16 protein-coding genes are annotated in these 17,574 nt (G+C 34.4%); 2 read left to right on the forward strand and 14 right to left on the reverse strand.

Features of this window, described 5'->3' with window-relative positions:
• Positions 1–23: 23 nt before the first annotated feature.
• The 13 genes from coaE to ACFQ13_RS03480 all read right to left on the reverse strand — a co-directional run bounded on the left by coaE (position 24) and on the right by ACFQ13_RS03480 (position 14,854).
• Positions 24–611, reverse strand: a complete 588-nt coding sequence (gene coaE, locus ACFQ13_RS03420) for a dephospho-CoA kinase (RefSeq protein ID WP_386114030.1) — start codon at positions 609–611, stop codon at positions 24–26.
• Between the two features lies 1 nt (position 612).
• On the reverse strand, positions 613–1,575 hold the full coding sequence (locus ACFQ13_RS03425; protein ID WP_386114033.1) for a hypothetical protein: 963 nt from the start codon (positions 1,573–1,575) through the stop codon (positions 613–615).
• Between the two features lie 3 nt (positions 1,576–1,578).
• The gene (locus tag ACFQ13_RS03430; protein WP_386114034.1) at positions 1,579–2,583 is read right to left on the reverse strand and encodes a glycosyltransferase; all 1,005 of its coding nucleotides are present in this window, start codon (positions 2,581–2,583) and stop codon (positions 1,579–1,581) included.
• Between the two features lie 159 nt (positions 2,584–2,742).
• Positions 2,743–4,416 (reverse strand): T9SS type A sorting domain-containing protein, encoded by a 1,674-nt coding sequence (locus tag ACFQ13_RS03435; RefSeq protein WP_386114037.1) that lies wholly within the window; start codon positions 4,414–4,416, stop codon positions 2,743–2,745.
• A 365-nt stretch (positions 4,417–4,781) separates the two neighbouring features.
• A complete protein-coding gene (locus ACFQ13_RS03440; RefSeq protein ID WP_386114135.1) occupies positions 4,782–6,902 on the reverse strand; it encodes a T9SS type A sorting domain-containing protein in 2,121 nt (706 codons plus the stop codon).
• A 265-nt stretch (positions 6,903–7,167) separates the two neighbouring features.
• Positions 7,168–7,989, reverse strand: a complete 822-nt coding sequence (locus tag ACFQ13_RS03445) for an enoyl-ACP reductase FabI (RefSeq protein WP_386114039.1) — start codon at positions 7,987–7,989, stop codon at positions 7,168–7,170.
• Between the two features lie 305 nt (positions 7,990–8,294).
• Positions 8,295–9,947, reverse strand: a complete 1,653-nt coding sequence (recN, locus tag ACFQ13_RS03450; RefSeq protein ID WP_386114042.1) for a DNA repair protein RecN — start codon at positions 9,945–9,947, stop codon at positions 8,295–8,297.
• Between the two features lie 142 nt (positions 9,948–10,089).
• A complete protein-coding gene (porD, locus tag ACFQ13_RS03455; RefSeq protein ID WP_386114045.1) occupies positions 10,090–10,977 on the reverse strand; it encodes a type IX secretion system protein PorD in 888 nt (295 codons plus the stop codon).
• On the reverse strand, positions 10,970–12,190 hold the full coding sequence (gene coaBC, locus ACFQ13_RS03460; protein WP_386114047.1) for a bifunctional phosphopantothenoylcysteine decarboxylase/phosphopantothenate--cysteine ligase CoaBC: 1,221 nt from the start codon (positions 12,188–12,190) through the stop codon (positions 10,970–10,972). The genes porD and coaBC overlap by 8 nt, the downstream gene beginning before the upstream one ends.
• Before the next feature lie 14 nt (positions 12,191–12,204).
• Entirely contained in the window at positions 12,205–12,531 is a 327-nt protein-coding gene (locus ACFQ13_RS03465) for a DNA-directed RNA polymerase subunit omega (protein WP_386114137.1), read from the reverse strand.
• Between the two features lie 11 nt (positions 12,532–12,542).
• Positions 12,543–13,343 carry an outer membrane protein assembly factor BamD gene (locus ACFQ13_RS03470; RefSeq protein WP_386114050.1) on the reverse strand — a complete coding sequence of 267 codons (801 nt, stop codon included), beginning with the start codon at positions 13,341–13,343 and terminating at the stop codon, positions 12,543–12,545.
• A 108-nt stretch (positions 13,344–13,451) separates the two neighbouring features.
• The gene (gene dapA / locus ACFQ13_RS03475; RefSeq protein WP_386114053.1) at positions 13,452–14,336 is read right to left on the reverse strand and encodes a 4-hydroxy-tetrahydrodipicolinate synthase; all 885 of its coding nucleotides are present in this window, start codon (positions 14,334–14,336) and stop codon (positions 13,452–13,454) included.
• Positions 14,336–14,854, reverse strand: a complete 519-nt coding sequence (locus tag ACFQ13_RS03480; RefSeq protein ID WP_386114055.1) for a DUF6913 domain-containing protein — start codon at positions 14,852–14,854, stop codon at positions 14,336–14,338. The genes dapA and ACFQ13_RS03480 overlap by 1 nt, the downstream gene beginning before the upstream one ends.
• 72 nt (positions 14,855–14,926) lie before the next feature.
• On the opposite strand from ACFQ13_RS03480, the gene ACFQ13_RS03485 reads away from it, so the two are divergent.
• The gene (locus ACFQ13_RS03485; RefSeq protein WP_386114057.1) at positions 14,927–15,679 is read left to right on the forward strand and encodes a 5'-nucleotidase C-terminal domain-containing protein; all 753 of its coding nucleotides are present in this window, start codon (positions 14,927–14,929) and stop codon (positions 15,677–15,679) included.
• Between the two features lie 69 nt (positions 15,680–15,748).
• The gene (locus ACFQ13_RS03490; RefSeq protein ID WP_386114059.1) at positions 15,749–16,663 is read left to right on the forward strand and encodes a bifunctional metallophosphatase/5'-nucleotidase; all 915 of its coding nucleotides are present in this window, start codon (positions 15,749–15,751) and stop codon (positions 16,661–16,663) included.
• A 76-nt stretch (positions 16,664–16,739) separates the two neighbouring features.
• Here ACFQ13_RS03490 and ACFQ13_RS03495 read toward each other — a convergent pair whose 3' ends face one another.
• Complete coding sequence (locus ACFQ13_RS03495) at positions 16,740–17,480, reverse strand: hypothetical protein (RefSeq protein WP_386114060.1); 741 nt, start codon at positions 17,478–17,480, stop codon at positions 16,740–16,742.
• Positions 17,481–17,574: the final 94 nt, after the last annotated feature.

Consider the following 17,574-nt stretch of genomic DNA (forward strand, 5'->3'; position numbering starts at 1 on the left):
TGTTAACAAATGAAAGTGTATAATTAGGGATTTAACTTTTTTAGTAAGGAATTATGAATTTGCAAGGCTTTATCCTTGGCCTCTTTTAAGCTGTTGTTAACGATAACAAAGTCTGAAGCTTTTACCTTGTCTGCGTCTGACCATTGATTTTTAATAATAGACTTTACTTTGTCTTCGGTAGCCCCATCCCTAGCCATAACACGTTGTATACGCAAAGCCTCATCTGCTATGACGGTAATAATATAATCGTACTGATCTTGATGGTTATTTTCAAAAATAATGGCTGCTTCCTTAATGACATAAGGTGCCTCTTGTTGCTGTAACCAAGTTTTAAAATGCGCCGCCACTTTAGGGTGTACTATGGCATTCATTTTTTGGAGTAAGGCTTTATCGCTAAAAATCTTTGCCGATAAAAACGCTCTATTTAACACGCCCTCTTTATAGGCCTCGTCACCAAACAAACGGATTAACTGTTGCTTAATCTCTGTTGATGAATTCATTAAGGCCTTAGCTTCTTGGTCTGCAATATAGACCGGTACGCCTAAGGATTTAAAATATTTTAAAATGGTGGTTTTACCACTTCCTATGCCTCCTGTTAATCCTACAACCATATTATAATTCTATAAAATCAATTTGTTTCTGCTTAATGTTTACATACTTTACAAATTCTGAAGACTGCACCACCTTTGGAACTAAAAACCTTTGATTTTCTTCGCGGTCCAAATAATCACATGCCACTTTAAAATCTGAAGCCTTAATATGGTTATACTGATCTAAATCTACATAATAGCTCAATGTAACGGTTTTAGGAAAATAATTAATAACCACATCTTCGGGTTGGTTAATAATAGTAATAGGAACCTCTATGACCCCTTCGGTAAAACGCGCTACCTTTCCTTTAACATTTATGGTTTTAGGAAAGACTTCTACATTTTTAAAAGCCGAGATGTCTAAACCTACACTGCTATTAATATCCGTTTTCACCTCGTTAAGCTTTAAGGTTTCTGTTGTAATGGTTTCCATTTTTGAAATCTCCTCTACAGGCCCCACCACTTTTGCACTATCCATTTCTAAGGCAAAGCCACCTTTTAAATCATAGCCCACACTATACGCTATTTCTTTTTTAAATGTAATAGGAAGTTTTTTTGAAGCGCGTTTAGAATAGGCTATCGCCAACGTATCTGGAATTACCGAAATTAAATGGTAAGCATCCCCAAATTGTCGCTCTATAAGATATTTGTGCTTGGTAACGTCAAAAACAAAATAATCAGAGCGGACCGTAACATCTGTTTTAGCATCAACAATTAAGGCTTTAGTATTATCAAAAATAAAAGGCATTAACGAAAACCCCTTGGCCTCTACATAAGCTTCAATACTATTAGAGGAATCTTTTTTAATTAAAATTTCATCATCTACATGAATCAATTTCACCTTTAAACGTATGGTCTGTTTATAATCATTAGAGAGTTTAGAGAAAATTAAAAACACAAAGGCAACAAGAAAAAAGAGACTGAACCTTTTAAAATTTTTCTTTTTCAGGTAATCTATAATGTTAGTCTTTTTTTTTGAATTCATTGTTTAGTTAAAAAATAAATGAGGAAATGCCGTTTCTGGCGTCTTTCTTAATATAACGAGTGCAATTGTCGATTTTAAAAAGCCATAACCATAGCCAAAAAATTGAATACTTATAGCGCATAATGCCATACAAGCCACTTTAATATTTTTATTTGAAATTAGAGCTAAGATCCAAGCCAACGCAAAATAAACACCATATAAATATAAGAGGAAATAAGAGGACCACAAAGCTAAAAGGACCGCGATGAGCATTCCTAAGCTAAATACGGTTGGTAACCAATACACCACACTTTTAGAACTTGGATGCCATTGATTTAAAATGGGCCTTACTTGTCCAAACTTATGGACTTGTTTATAAAACTTAGACCAAGAGATCCGTCGCTTATGGTAAACAAAAGCTTTAGCAATTAAAACTGTTTTGTAACCTAATTGTTGTAAACGAAGTGATAAATCGGGATCTTCACCGGGATGGATTTTACCAAAGCCGCCGGTGGCTAAAAACGCGGCTTTAGATAAGCCCATATTAAAACTTCGGGGTTGAAAATCTTCAATCTTCTCCGCTCCTCCTCTAATTCCACCAGTTGTAATAAAAGAAGTCATAGCAAAATTAATTGCTTTTTGTAGCGGTGTAAAAGACGAATGTGCCGCGTCTGGTCCGCCAAAACAATCGTAATAGGTTTCCCTTAAAAATGATGAAATTGTATTTAAATAGTGTGGTGGTAATAAAACATCAGAGTCTAAGATGATAAAATAATTTCCCTTGGCGTTTCGCATTCCATAGTTTCTAGAATCGCCGGGTCCTGAATTTGGTTTATTAAAGTAAGAAATTTCTAACTGCTCTTTAAACGTATCTACAACCTGCTCTGAACTTTCTGTAGAGCCATCTTCTACAATAACAATCTCATACTGATGCTGCCCTTCTAAACTTAAAAAACTTTGCAAAAGTTCTTTAACCTCTTGAGGTCTGTTATAAACGGGTATAATAAAAGAAAAATATATCGCTGCCATATCTTACAAAGGTAAATAATACTAAGGTGACAATTAAAGCTAAAACCACTTTAAATAGTTCCATTTTTCATGTTTTTTATGGCTCCGCAACATATACGATTTACGCCAAAAAAAAGCCGCTTTTAAAGCGGCTTTTATATAAACTTAAGTTGATTTCTCTTATTTTTTAATCACTCTAATGGTTTCCGTAGTATTAGCAATGCTAACTTTTACAAAATAGGTCCCTGATGGTAATTGATCCATATCTATACGACTCGTTAAAGTCTGAGGTGTTAGACTTAAAACCTCTTGTCCTAACATATTATACATTACTACCTGTTCTATAGTACGCTTAGCATCTAAAGTTAAGCTTTGCGAAACAGGATTAGGATAGTAAGTAAATGCGGACTCATTTTCAAAATCAGTTGTAGATAGGCTCTCATCTGATGACCAAATTTTTATTTCAAAAGTTTTACCTTCTGTTGGAGCTGTATCATACTGATATATACGCGTATAATACGTCTCACCTACCGTTAAGTCCGTCGCATTAATTGTTTCCGAATTCCCGTAATTATCAGCACAAGTTACATAGGTTAAGTTATCACAAGTACCGGTGTATAACACAGCAACCCCATCAAAAGTAAGGTCGTAATTAATAGTTACATTCTCTGTTAAGGCCACAAAAGAAAACCAAACATCATCATTTGCATCACCTTCAAAACCATCACATACTTCTGCCGGAACACCAGATGGTAGAGCATTTTCTATAGTGCTTAATGTAGGTGTTGCAGCGTCCTCATCACTAATCTCCGTTTCTTGAACAATTATTTGGGCATTATAACAATCATTGTTTGCTGGAGGAGTCGCAACTGTTGCAAATGACTCAGGGCCTACCAAATCCGTAGCGACACCATCACAAAATCCTGTAACAAAAGCATCATAAGCTGTTTCTTCAACTAAATTAGCCACATACTCTGAAGCTTCTGTCACCGAAGCATTAGAATAAACGGGTGTATTTCCTAAGGCTGCGCTCTCTCCTTCAAGATAAATTTCAACTAAAAAAGTACTATTTCCTGTACCTGGTGTATACGTCACCACAACAGAATTAGACATAACATTTTCTAAATCAAGGTCTGAAGTTGGCTCACAAGACGCTGTCGTGGTAAAGTTTAAACTTGTTAACCCACTCGTTGTAGTAGCCCCTCCACAGTTGGCATTAATATAAACATCGTATTCTGTTAATGCAGAAAGCCCAGTTAGTAGAACACTCTCACCTTCAACGTTGGCATTAGCAAACACAGGCGTATTTGAATTAGATGCACTTTCTCCTACCAAATACACTTCTACTGTATAATCAATAACGCTAATACCATTGGTCTCCCAAGAAAGTTCAGCAGAGGCATCTTCTATATTACTGAGTTCAACCTCAAGAGGAGATAAACACGCACCTTCAGCAACAGTATCATTTCTTACACTTGTGCGACGACAAGTATAGATATCCGTAGAACAATATTCATTAATATGGTAATATACATTTACAGCTTGATCATTAACATCGGGTATGGTATTAATCGTTAGCGTTACCGGGGTTATCCCATAACCATAGATTACACTACCATCAGAACTCGTTATGGTTAGGAAATCAGTATCTATATCTGAGAAAAACGTATAGGTGTCACCATCTATAATCCCTGTAGTTTCGCTATACTCGCCAGAAAAATTACAAATAGATTGCTGTTCTATAGTTCCATTATTTTCCAAAACAGCGCCTTCATAGGGAGTTCCGCTTGTACATTGCGCCCACGCTACAGATCCGAGACACAAAGCAATAAGTAATAAAGTAATTTTTTTCATAAAAATGTATTTTAAGTAAGATTATTCTCTAAAAATATGTTAAAACAACAAGAATACTTCATCACAAATTACCCAATCGCCAAACAGCTCATAAATTCGATGAAATCACCAATTTAAAAAACCATAAGTCTATTCATTCAAGACTATGAACTTATTAGACCTACAAAACTTATAAAAATTGAGCCCCATTCCCCTAAGACTTTTTTGATTTTAATGATTTTGATAATAATAATAATAATAATAAAGTTCACTTACCTATAACCTTAAACAAAAAAAAACCAGAGAAGTGATCTTCTCTGGTTTTAACTCATTTATAATAATAAAATAGCGTATTTAAGTTATGCATTTATCATGCATGACAGTTTCTACTGCTTAATTACTCGAATCGTTTTAGTCACATTTGCAATAGTTACTTTAACAAAGTAAGTACCCGTTTGTAACTGAGACATATCTAATTCACTATCAACAGTATTAGGAGTAGCTCTTAATACTTCTTGACCTAGCATATTGTACATTGTCACTTGCTCTATAGAGTTTTGAGCATTTAAAGATAATGTGTTTTTAACTGGGTTTGGATAGTAAGTAAATGCGGCTTCTTTTTCAAAATCATTGATTCCTAAAGCTTCATCAGGAGACCATATTGCAATTGTGAAATCTGGTGAAGCTGTTGTGTAACCATAATAATGAAAAACTCTTACATAGTAAGTTTCACCAACTACAAAATCAGTACGACTAATTCTTGGATTACCAAATGTAGAATCATAATCATCACATTCAATTGATACTAAACTACCACAAGCTCCATTAAATAATTCAACTACACCATCAAAATCATCAGTTACATCAATATTAGCACTTGTTGACGTCGCTACAAAACTAAACCAAACATCATCATTTGCATTACTACCTGCACAGGCTTCAATACCTGAGTCTGTCGCTCCATCTATAGATGCTGCAATCTGAGTAGCAGAATCTAAATCAGTTATTTCATTTTCAACAGTTAACACCTCTGCACCTGAACAATCATCATTAGATGGAGGACACACTGACTGCGTTAAGGCATCACTTGATTGTTCACAACTTTCATCATTATCATCAGCTATTGTAATAACTACGTCCGTACCATTTACATAAGGACCAAAAGTTAAGGTAGTTGCTTCCGTTGCTGCTTGAGCATCACTACCTTGATCGTCAATTACTGTAATATCTGTAGCTGTTCCCATATCCGTAATATCTACTTCTATGTTAAACCCACCACTAGCTTCACAATCACTAACTACAGTGTATGCCGCTGTAGCATCTGTACAAGTGTTTTCTGTAATATCTAAAGTGTAACCCACAGAATTTGGTGATGCGTATGTAGAAATCACAATATAATATGTAGTTCCTCCAAGAACATCTACAGCTTCAATACCTCTATCAGCACTACCACTAGAACCTACAAAACCTACACAAGCGGTTGCTTCATCCGTAGGACATCCATCTAATAAATGAATGGCTGACCACGTAGCTGTTAATTCTGTTAAATCTAAATTAATATTAACATCTGCGCTTGGTGTATATGTATACACAACGTCATTTCCACTTAAATAATTAGCATTACAAACACTATCACCATTCCCGAAAAAATTACTATAATTTACAGTATCGTCTGTAGTGTTATACGGCAAAGCGTTTATAACGATTGGGTTTGTACAATCATCACCAATATTAGCTTGTGTCCATGATAAAGTAACGTAATTACTATCACCAGAATCTACGCCACAATTAGCTTGTACATAAATATCATAACTTTCACCTGCTGTTAAACCTGATAAGCTTAACATTGGGCTCGTTAAAGAACCAGTAATACCACCATCTCCTTGTGTATAAGGAGAAACACCATATTCATATGTCCAATCAGTTTCTGATCCACCTGCAACCCAACTAAGATCAACAGCGTCTAATGTGATATTGCTTGCTAATAAATCTGAAGGTTGTGGACAACTTATAGTTTGAGAAAGATAAAGATTATCTAAATAAAAATAACTATCTCCACTTTGCCATTCACCTCTAATTCTAAATTTAAAATCTGATCCTGATATTAAATTGTCAGCCGTAATAACTTCACTATAAGTAGTACAAGCTGTAGTTTCTGTAACTGCAAAAGAAGAAATTAAATTCCAATCGGTACCATCATTAGTTGAATATTCAACATATATAATGTAATCAACTGCATTGGATGCATAAGGTCTAGCCAACCAATCAAATTCAACTAATGTATCAGTACCATTTGAAATCCCTACATAATTTGGAGAGGTCAATGAACCATCATTCGATGCTGAGCTATACATATTATCAGCGATATTACCTGTTCCTTCACATAAATATGTGGAGATACTGTTAGTAAAGTAACTATATTGTGTCCATCCAGAAGGAAAGCCTGAATCGAGACTTTCATCGATAAAAATTTGAGCATTACTCTGCCATGAAAAAGCAAATAACACCAATAATAATAAAGTAATTTTCTTCATAAAAAATAATTTAAGTTAGTTATTCTTTAAAAATATGTTAATTCCCTGTAATATACTTAGCTTTAACTTTCAATTCGTTTAAATGAAGAAAATACCGACAAAAAACATTAACCTTTTAAAGTGTTAAATATTTAACATTAGCTTTAAGTTCTATTTTAAAATTCATCAATTTACGGACATAAAAAAAGCCATTATGCTTAAACATAATGGCTAATCGTTTATTATTAATTCTATTCTTCTACTGTTGCTGATCTACAAAAGCTTCCATAACAGCATCACTAACTCCCATATTACTAAAACCTCCATCATTGTAAAGGTTTTGTAATGTTACACGTTTTGTTAAATCACTAAATAGAGAAACGGTGTAATTTGCACAGTCTAATGCCGTAGCATTTCCTAAAGGCGACATTTTTTCAGCATAGGCAATAAAACCGTCAAACCCTTTAACCCCGCTACCTGCAGTTGTTGGTGTTGGCGATTGTGAAATGGTATTAACACGTACTTTTTTATCTTTTCCGAAGAAATAACCAAAGCTACGAGCAACACTTTCTAAAAAGGCTTTATTATCTGCCATATCGTTATAATCTGGAAATACGCGTTGTGCAGCCATATAGGTTAAAGCAACAATACTTCCCCACTCATTCATAGCATCTGCTTTGTATAAGGTTTGCATTACTTTATGAAAAGACATGGCTGAAACATCAGTTCCCTTTTGAGTCCATGCATAATTTTGATCTGTATAATGTTTTCCTTTTCTTACATTAATAGACATCCCTATAGAGTGCAATACAAAATCAATTTTACCTCCTAAAATCTCCATAGATTGCTCTACTAAGTTTTTTAAATCTTCTTCAGAAGTCGCATCTGCAGGAATGATTTGAGAACCTGTTTTTTCTGCAAGCTCATTAATTTGCCCCATACGCATCGCAACTGGTGCATTTGTTAAAACAAATGTTCCGCCTTCTTCATGTACACGTTCTGCTGTTTTCCAAGCGATAGAGTTTTCATCTAAGGCACCAAATATGATTCCTCGTTTTCCTTTTAATAAATTATAAGACATGTTATTTTTTATTTATTGATAAGCTATATTAAGAGTTCAAAGTTAATAAAACTTTAAACTTATTAGTCGGTTTTAATTCCTAAATCTGCCATATGACCAGCATAGGCCCTTTAGCCTTCCCTTCTTCTAACCTCTACGTCTATTAATATTATTACAATAGGTTTCTTTACAGCGGTTTAAGCTTCATTCTACGTTAGAAACTTTAAAATTCACTCTAGAGGCCTTCCCTCGCTTATATATTGGTTTCAAAGCCTATAAGCAATGTTAACCTAAAACCCGTTGATTAAGACTTGATCTGTTGTTTATTAATTTAATAATTGTTTGGCATGTGCCATGGCAGAATCTGTAATGGCTACACCTCCTAGCATCTGAGCTATCTCTACAATACGCTCTTCTTCTGATAGTTTTTTAAGGTTGGTATGCGTAACATCATCAATATCGGTTTTAAACACTTTAAAGTGCGCACTTCCTTTTGCTGCAATTTGAGGTAAATGGGTAATACTAAATACTTGCATTTTTAGACTCATTTGTTTCATGATATCTCCCATTTTATTAGAAATTTCTCCAGAAACTCCCGTATCAATCTCATCAAACATAATGGAAGGCAGCTGTATGTAATCTGCTAGAATAGATTTAATGGCTAACATAATACGCGACAACTCTCCTCCAGAAGCAGATTTTTTAAGCTCATTAAAACTAGACCCTTTGTTGGCCATAAACAAGAACTGTAAATTATCATTTCCGTTTTTAACAAAGTGCGTTAAAGGTTCTAACTCGACTTTAAATTTCGCATTTGGCATGCCTAATTCTGAAAGAATAGCTTCTAATTTTGAAACGAATACAGGAATGACCTTTTTTCGATTCTTGTGAATTTTAAGCGCCATTTGCTTAAGCTTTTCTTGGGCTTTTACAAGCTCTTGCTCTTTATCTGCAATGGCATCGTCTAAACTTTCTGTATCGTTTAATTTTAATTGTAAGGCATCTCTAATTTCAATTAAAGCTTTAACATCTAAGACGGCGTGCTTTTGAAACAGATTATTTATAATTTGAAGTTTGGTATTAATCCCCTCTAAGGCCTCAGGATCTGTAGAAAGTTTCTCTTCGAGGTCATCAATTTCAACCAAAATATCATCGAGCTCTATACCAATACTTACAATGCGTTCTTTTAGGTTTTCATAGGCTGCACCAAAGGAAGCAATTTTAGTTAACTCTTGTTTAGACGCGTTAATCTGATCTAAAACCCCCAATTGTTCAGCATTTAAAATGGCCTTAGCGCTTGTTAGTTTTTCGCCAATAATTTCTACATTATTAAGCGCTTCATATTCTGCTTCTAAGGCTTCTAAATCAACAGTTTCTAAATTAATTTCGGTCAATTCTTTTGTTAAAAAGAGATTGTAATCATATTCCTTAATCAATTCGGCTTTAGACTGCTTTAACTGCTCTAAAGTTTTTTCTAAACTTTTATAATGCTTTAATTGTTTTGAAAACGCCTCTATATTCAATTGGTTTTCGGCCAAGGCATCGATGACTTTAAATTGATAATCATCTTGCGTAACTTGTTGTGTTTGCTGCTGCGAGTGGATATCTATAAGATAAGCACTTAAAGCTCCTAAATTTTCTAAGGTTACGGGTGTATCATTAATGAAAGCTCTAGATTTTCCGGAAGGTAAAATTTCTCGCCTAATGATGGTTTGTACATCATAATCTAAATCTAAGGTTTTAAATAATGCCGATAAATTATAATTGGCAATATCGAAAACGGCCTCAATAACACATTTTTCTTTGCTATTTTTTACCTGACTTAAATCGGCACGTTTTCCTAAAACAAGCGATAAACCTCCTAATAATATGGATTTACCCGCACCGGTTTCTCCTGTAATAATTGTAAAACCATTATGAAATGAAACTTTAAGTTCATCTATAAGGGCGTAATTTTTTATGTGAAGTGATGTTAACAAGCGTCTATAGATTTAAGAATATAAAATTAAAAAATAACTCTAATTTTTAAGTGTTTTACTCGCCATTAAAAGCGGTCTTACACTCGGTAGGCTTAAAACACAACAAGCAAGCCACTCGCGTTTTTTAAATAAAAGCAGGCATTTAGTACTTAATGCTTCTCCATTTCTGTGAGTGCATAGGCGCAATTTTAGCCAAAAGATCTACGGTGTCTCTAATATTAACGCTAGGTCCACCTGAAAAAATATCGGCAATCTCATCGGCTTTAGCATCGAAAAATACACGCATAACGTAAGAGTTAGGTCTTACACTATGTACGCTTTGAAGCTCATTTAAGGCTAAAATGATTTCAGATTTTCCTTCTTTAGCATCTTCATTCATGATGTCTAATCCTTGAATATGATACTTGTATAACGCCGCTCTAATGCCTTTATACATTGGCGAGGTTAAATTATTAATGAGTGCAAATCGCGATTGTAATCCGTCTTCTAGCTTCCAACCTTGACCACTGAGTTGTTGTGAATAATTGGCAATGGTCCGTGCTTGTGTAAAATAGTCGTCGCCCCCATTAAGCTGAAACGTATCGGCATCCATTCCTAAAATCATATACACATGAAATGATAATACTGAAATGAGATTAGACTCGAACTGTGTTTCATTAAACACCAAATTCTGAAATTCTACATATTCAAAATTAAAAGTTCTATCGTTATAATTATACACCGGAGTGCTATAGGTTGAATTAAAAACAGGACGTGATGAAGACACCTGAAGCGTGGCTGAAAAGGCATTATTATTTTGCTCTTTTACATTTATAACCATACTGCAATTAATGCGCTCTTGGGGGCCAAAGCTTTGTGAGGTCCACTTGGTATTATTAATAAACTCTGTAAGTTGTGTCCCTAAGGTTTTAAAAATAATATCGTTTTCATTCCCGGTTTGCTGTGCAATGACGTTGACTGTACAGTTGAGTTCTTGTGCTACACTTGTTAAAGTAAGGAAGAAAGTAAAAATCAATAAAAGATTACGCATGGGTTTGTTTTAAGATCAATTGCATTAAATCTTTAGCGACATCGGCTTTAGATTTTAATTCCTGTTCTATAATGTCATTTGCTGACGTTATAAATGTAACTTTATTTGTTGACACTCCAAAACCGGCGCCTTTATCTTGTAACGAATTAAGGACAATAAGGTCTAAGTTTTTAGCTTTTAGTTTGCCTTTAGCATGCTCTAATTCGTTATTCGTTTCTAAAGCAAAACCAACTAAAAACTGACTGGTTTTAAGCGTTCCTAACGATTTTAAAATGTCTTTAGTTTTCTCTAATCCTATAGTAAACGTTGCCGATTGCTTTTTTATTTTCTGACTGGCCACTTCTTTAGGTCTGTAATCTGCAACCGCAGCAGAAAGAATAGCAATATGAGCTGTTGAAAAATGCTTGTGCACTTCGTTATACATCTCTTCAGCACTAACCACAGGTTTCAAGCTGACTAAATGATGATCTATTGTTTGGTGCGTAGGCCCACTGACTAGAGTTACTTCAGCCCCTAAATTGGCAGCTGCTTTGGCAATCTCAAAGCCCATTTTACCACTGGAATGATTTCCTATAAACCGAACAGGATCTATAGCTTCATAGGTAGGCCCTGCTGTAACTAAAACGTGTTGCCCTCTTAATGGCAATTGATCTAAGATATCCTTTTCAATAAAACCAACAATGGCTTCTGGCTCTGCCATACGACCTTCTCCAATTAAACCACTAGCAAGCTCACCCGTTCCTGCCGGAATCATGGTGTTACCATAAGATTGAAGTTTTACAAACGACGCTTTTGTAGACGCATGCTGATACATATCTAAGTCCATAGCAGGTGCAAAATACACCGGACATTTAGCAGAAAGATAGGTGGCTAAAAGAATGTTATCGCATACACCATTGGCCATTTTAGCCATAGTATTTGCCGTTGCGGGCGCGATAATAAAAAGATCGGCCCAAAGTCCTAAATCAACATGGTTGTTCCAAACTTGATCATCTTCATTTTGCTCATCTTCAGCAACAAATGAAGAACACACCGGATTTTTAGATAAGGTAGAAAGTGTAAGCGGTGTTATAAAATCTTTAGAAGCAGGCGTCATAACGACTTTAACGTTAGCGCCTGCTTTAATAAATAATCTGACTAAGTTCGCAGATTTATATGCGGCAATACCAGCAGTAATGCCCAATAAAATATTCTTATCCTTTAGAATAGACATCTAAGGTTATTAAATTATGGCTGAGGATCCTCAGTGTTTCTATGATAAATTTTGTTATCAATCCACTCTTTTACCGCTAAAGCATGTGGCTTAGGTAATTTTTCGTAAAACTTAGAAACTTCAATTTGTTCTTTGTTTTCAAAAATTTCCTCAAGACTATCATTGTAAGTTGCAAACTCTTCAAGCTTGTCAATTAACTCACGTCTAATGTCTGTATTAATCTGTTCGGCACGTCTAGCAATTACAGAAATTGCTTCATAGATATTATCTGTAGGAGCATCAATTTCATTTCGGTTGTAAGTCACTGTACTTACTGGTGCATCTGTCTTTTTTAAATCCATCATTATAATGTTCAACTTTTTGTAGTAAACGTATTTAATTCTTTTTGTAAATCCGCATTCATCATATCCGCAATCTCCGAATAGGTTGAATTAGGATAGCCTTTTTTAAGGGCATTGTAGTAATTTATAGCATCTTTTAGACGTTCTTCTTTTAAATGCTCCACACTTAATATCGCTAAATTATAAGCAGAATTAAAGCGGTAATAAAAGGCGTCACCTCTTAAGGATGTCCCTGGAAACTCTAATAAAAAGTTATTAAACGATTTAATAGACGCTTTATACTCACCAATGGTATTGTATTGCTTTGCGATTTCAAAAGCTTTCTTCTCTAATTTAAAATCTAACTCCTTTACTAAAGTATTGGCTTCACTTAAGTATTCAGAATTTGGATAACGATTTAAGAACAATTGTAACTTTTCAATCGCTTCAACCGTTTCTTTTTGCTCTTTAGAATATACCGGTGAGTTGTAATAATACCCTTTTGCAGCTAAAAAAGCAGCTTCTTCAGCTTTTTCACTTTGCGGATACACATCGGTAAATTTATCAAAATGAAAACTAGAAATATAGTAATCCCCTAATTGATACGAGCACATCGCATGCATAAAAGTAATCTTCTCTGCTTGTGGTTTTCCTCTAAATTGTTGAAGAATTTGATCTAACAATCTGTAAGATTTATTCCACTTCTCAGCCTCGTATAAATCAGTAGCCATTTCATATTTTGCAGCGGTATCATCAGACTTTAACGTCTTTTGAAAATCACTACAAGAAATAAATAAGATACTGACTAGTAATATGTATATTCCTCTCTTCATAAATAATAAACAGTGTGCAAAAGTAAACATTATAAACGGATTTAAAAAAAATTTATTATACGCTAAAATAAACCTTGCCTCAGCGCAAAAAATCAATTTATGCTAAGTTTAACTTTTACCTAAAACTTTAAGTTCTGCAGCAATCTTAGATTTTAAGTTATCTGTTGCTTCTACTAACGGTAAACGCACAACAGGCTTAGAAATATTTAGCGCACTTAATACAGCTTTAATTCCTGAAGGGTTATTTTCAGAAAAGATTAATCCGGTAATTGGCATTAATTTAAAATGAATATCGTACGCTTCTTTCGCTTTGCGTGCAATTCCTAAACGGATCATTTCAGAAAACTCTTTTGGTAAGGCTTGTCCGATAACCGAAATCACACCCGATCCTCCTGCTAAGGCTACACCTAAAGCTAAATCGTCATCTCCAGACAACACTAAAAAGCCTTTTGGTTTAGATCTTAATAATTCTAAATACTGGTGAACATTATTTCCGGCTTCTTTTACAGCTACGATATTCTCAAAATCCTTAGCCAAACGTAAAGTGGTTTCAGGAGTCATGTTAGATGCCGTTCGTCCTGGAACATTATATAAGATGATTGGTTTTGGAGATACTTCAGCAATAGCTTTAAAATGCTGATAAATCCCCTCTTGTGTTGGCTTACTATAATAAGGTGTTACAGATAAGATTCCATCAATCCCTGTAAAATCTGTGGTTCTAATTTCTTCAAGTACTGTTAAGGTGTTGTTCCCTCCTATTCCTAATACTAAAGGAAGTCTTCCCTTATTAACTTTAGATATAAATGCAATGAGTTCTTTTTTCTCTTCTGGCGTTACTGTTACGCTCTCTCCTGTGGTTCCACTTATTACTAAATAGTCCGTTCCATTTTCAATATTATATTCTACTAAACGCTCTAAGGCATCAAAATCAATGCTTAAGTCAGCGTTAAAAGGTGTAATTAATGCCACACCTGTTCCTATAAATTCAGTCATTATAATTTATTTAAGATATTTAAGTATTTTTTTAATTCTTGTTTAAAAATGTTGATGTCTTTTAAATCGACATCTATGATTAAATCGTATAACCGCTCATCGGTTCTTGTAATGCCTACTTTAAATTGGGCCTTGGAGGCTGCCGTAATTAAATCGAGCTGCAACACTGGATTTTTATAAAAGCTAATTAATAAATCGTAAGGCTCCTTAATGAAAGTCTCTAAGTCGGCATTTTTAATTTTTCCTTTCCAACCAAAGTCTTTTGGACTTACATGCGTATTCCATTGGTTATGCTCTAATTTGTCATCTAAAGTAAAAGCTATAATTTTGTGCTTCGGAGACTCTAAACCTAAAGATTTAAAAAAGACTCTAAAGACTTCAAATTCATGAAATTCGTTAGCATTTAAAAGGACAGCAACCGTTTTAATTTTAGTTTGGTTAACTCTAGATTTACGTGCAGCCAATAAATTGTTAACATATTTTCGATTCGATTTTTCTTTAAATGCTTTTAAAATCATTTACCTTTAGCCTTTGTGCAAATTTAGTAAAAGCACTTCAACTTTATTACAAACTTCTTATAAGTTATTCTAATGTCTATAAAACATCTTTTAAACCTCTGTGTACTACTGCTTATCTTCTCTTGTGCCTCGTCAGAAATTTCTAAAATTGAAGGCAAACGCTTAGATATTGATGCCACTTTAAAGACCGATCAGGCCATTGACGATTTTATAAAACCTTACCGTCTTCATATTAATAAAGACATGGATAGCGTTATTTCTTACGCGCCAGAAACCTATTCTAAAACCGATGGTAAATTTAATACGGCTATAGGAAACTTTATGGCCGATGCCGTTTATGCTGAAGGAAATCCCGTATTTAAAAAACAGACTCAAAAAGATCTTGATTTTGTGTTATTAAATTATGGTGGGATCCGATCTATAATTTCTAAAGGAAATATTACCACCCGAACTGCCTATGGTGTTATGCCGTTTGAAAACTCTGTTGTAGTCGCTGGCTTAAAAGGCACTCAAATTATGGAAATGATGGAATACCTTTCTCGCGGAAAACGAGCGCATCCTATATCAAAACAATTACAGTTAACCTTAGATGAAAACGGAAAAGTAAAATCCGCTACCATTCATGGTGCTCCTATTGATGAGAGCAAGACCTACTATGTGGCTACAAATGATTATCTTTATGATGGCGGTGATGGGATGACGTTTTTCCATCCTAATGAAGGTCTATATGTTTTAAACTATAAAATAAGAAACATCCTTATTGACCATTTTAAAAAATACGATACCATTAATCCTAAAAGAGACCAACGTTTTATTAAATTATAAAACGCATTCACTTATATCTAAATCTATTTTACGAAGTCATCCTTATAATATACCGTAAATAAAAGACCCATGAAAAGAAGACAATTTATACAAAAATCAACAGCAGCAACTGTATTAGCAAGTGTTGGTGGTCTAGGCTTACAATCTTTTAGTTCTTCCAAAACAAAAAAAATAACCATACTACATACTAACGATGTCCATAGCCATATTGACCCTTTTGGTCCAGAAGATGGTAGAAACGCCAATAAAGGTGGTGTTGCTAGGCGTGCTAGTTTAGTAGAATCTATTAGAGCTGAAAATCCGAATACCTTATTATTAGATGCCGGAGATATTTTTCAAGGAACGCCTTATTTTAATTATTACGGTGGTGAGTTAGAATTTAAACTCATGAGCATGTTAAAGTATGATGTTGCTACCATTGGTAATCATGATTTTGACAATGGAATTGATGGGTTGTACGCTCAAATTCCACATGCTGATTTTGAATTTGTTTCCGCCAATTACGATTTTACAAACACCGTGATGGACACGCATGTAAAACCGTATAAAATCCTAATTAAAGACGGTATTAAAATTGGAATTTTTGGATTAGGTGTTGAGTTAGAAGGCTTAGTTGGTAAAGACATGTATAAAGAAACGGTATACCTTGACCCTATTGAAAAAGCTCAGGATATGTCTCGTATTTTACGTGAAGATGAAGGTTGTGATTTGGTCATTTGCCTATCGCACCTCGGTTATGAATACAAGAATGCACCACAGAAAGTTAGCGATATTTCTTTAGCAAAAGCGACTAAAGACATCGATCTTATTATAGGAGGCCACACCCATACTTTTTTACCTAAACCAACCGTAGAAACTAATAGTGTTGGCAAAAGTGTTTTAGTTAACCAAGTGGGCTGTTTTGGGTTGTATTTAGGACGTGTTGACTTTTATTTTGAACCAGGAAGAAAAGTAAAATCTGATGGCGCTTCTATTATCGTTTAAATCTAACGCTGCGTAGTTTTAATCGTGCTTACGGCTGTGTTCTCATGAGATTTTTAAGATAAAATACCGCAAAGATTTAATCTATGCTGTAATTTTCATCGGTGTAATCTTGTATTGGATCTGAAAACTCTTGCTGAGATTGCAAGTAAAAGAAGGCCAACGCAATCATAAAAAAGAGCGAATAGATAAAGCCTAAATTATCATCTTTTAAAATATAATAATAGCTTAGCTGAATAATTTCCGAAAACACTAAAAATATAGACCCAATTAAAAAGAGCATCGATTTATTGGTGTTGCGGTACATATAATTAATTAAGGCTAAGGACAACAACAGCATCACAACAGCATTATAGGTATACTCTAAAGCGTACTCATATAAATTGAAAAAGCCTTCTGTTGTATTAGAAATAAGCGTAACACTAAACACGTCTAAAACCAATAAGATGATGATCGGTATAGTGAGCTCTTTAAAAACCGTTTTAAAATCGAGTTGCCTAATTATCTGAACAATAAGTAACGTGTAAGCGATAAGATATAGTGTATTAATACTAAAATAAATACAATCTACATTCTCTATCGCAACCTCAGGTTTTGACCAAGCCGCGACAGTAATAACCTCAGCTAAAGCGTATAACACCAAAAACGATAAAAATAATTTGGAAACATTAGGGGTCCAGCCCACATACAAAATAGTCAATAGCACCATGATGACAGCACTTGTTAAAGCCCCCTCAAACTCCAACGACATCGTTTGAAAAAAAACATAGGTCACCGCCAATAGCAGTAATACTATTTTTAAAATTCTCTTTACTAACATTAATTATCCCTTATTAACGCTAGCAAATATAAACAAATATCTAACTTTTCAACGGTAAAACTGCGTAATTCACCGAATAAATGTTATTTTTCTG

The organism is Winogradskyella rapida, assembly GCF_042675845.1.
Classification (GTDB): Bacteria; Bacteroidota; Bacteroidia; order Flavobacteriales; family Flavobacteriaceae; genus Winogradskyella; species Winogradskyella rapida.

Bases quoted from the DNA above. Each gene is read 5' to 3' on its own strand.
- ACFQ13_RS03485 (WP_386114057.1), top strand. From the start codon at position 14,927: ATGTCTATAAAACATCTTTTAAACCTCTGTGTACTACTGCTTATCTTC.
- ACFQ13_RS03480 (WP_386114055.1), bottom strand. From the start codon at position 14,854: ATGATTTTAAAAGCATTTAAAGAAAAATCGAATCGAAAATATGTTAAC.
- coaE (WP_386114030.1), bottom strand. From the start codon at position 611: ATGGTTGTAGGATTAACAGGAGGCATAGGAAGTGGTAAAACCACCATT.
- porD (WP_386114045.1), bottom strand. From the start codon at position 10,977: ATGCGTAATCTTTTATTGATTTTTACTTTCTTCCTTACTTTAACAAGT.
- ACFQ13_RS03470 (WP_386114050.1), bottom strand. From the start codon at position 13,343: ATGAAGAGAGGAATATACATATTACTAGTCAGTATCTTATTTATTTCT.
- ACFQ13_RS03465 (WP_386114137.1), bottom strand. From the start codon at position 12,531: ATGGATTTAAAAAAGACAGATGCACCAGTAAGTACAGTGACTTACAAC.
- ACFQ13_RS03495 (WP_386114060.1), bottom strand. From the start codon at position 17,480: ATGTTAGTAAAGAGAATTTTAAAAATAGTATTACTGCTATTGGCGGTG.
- ACFQ13_RS03490 (WP_386114059.1), top strand. From the start codon at position 15,749: ATGAAAAGAAGACAATTTATACAAAAATCAACAGCAGCAACTGTATTA.
- ACFQ13_RS03430 (WP_386114034.1), bottom strand. From the start codon at position 2,583: ATGGCAGCGATATATTTTTCTTTTATTATACCCGTTTATAACAGACCT.
- ACFQ13_RS03425 (WP_386114033.1), bottom strand. From the start codon at position 1,575: ATGAATTCAAAAAAAAAGACTAACATTATAGATTACCTGAAAAAGAAA.
- ACFQ13_RS03445 (WP_386114039.1), bottom strand. From the start codon at position 7,989: ATGTCTTATAATTTATTAAAAGGAAAACGAGGAATCATATTTGGTGCC.
- dapA (WP_386114053.1), bottom strand. From the start codon at position 14,336: ATGACTGAATTTATAGGAACAGGTGTGGCATTAATTACACCTTTTAAC.
- coaBC (WP_386114047.1), bottom strand. From the start codon at position 12,190: ATGTCTATTCTAAAGGATAAGAATATTTTATTGGGCATTACTGCTGGT.
- ACFQ13_RS03435 (WP_386114037.1), bottom strand. From the start codon at position 4,416: ATGAAAAAAATTACTTTATTACTTATTGCTTTGTGTCTCGGATCTGTA.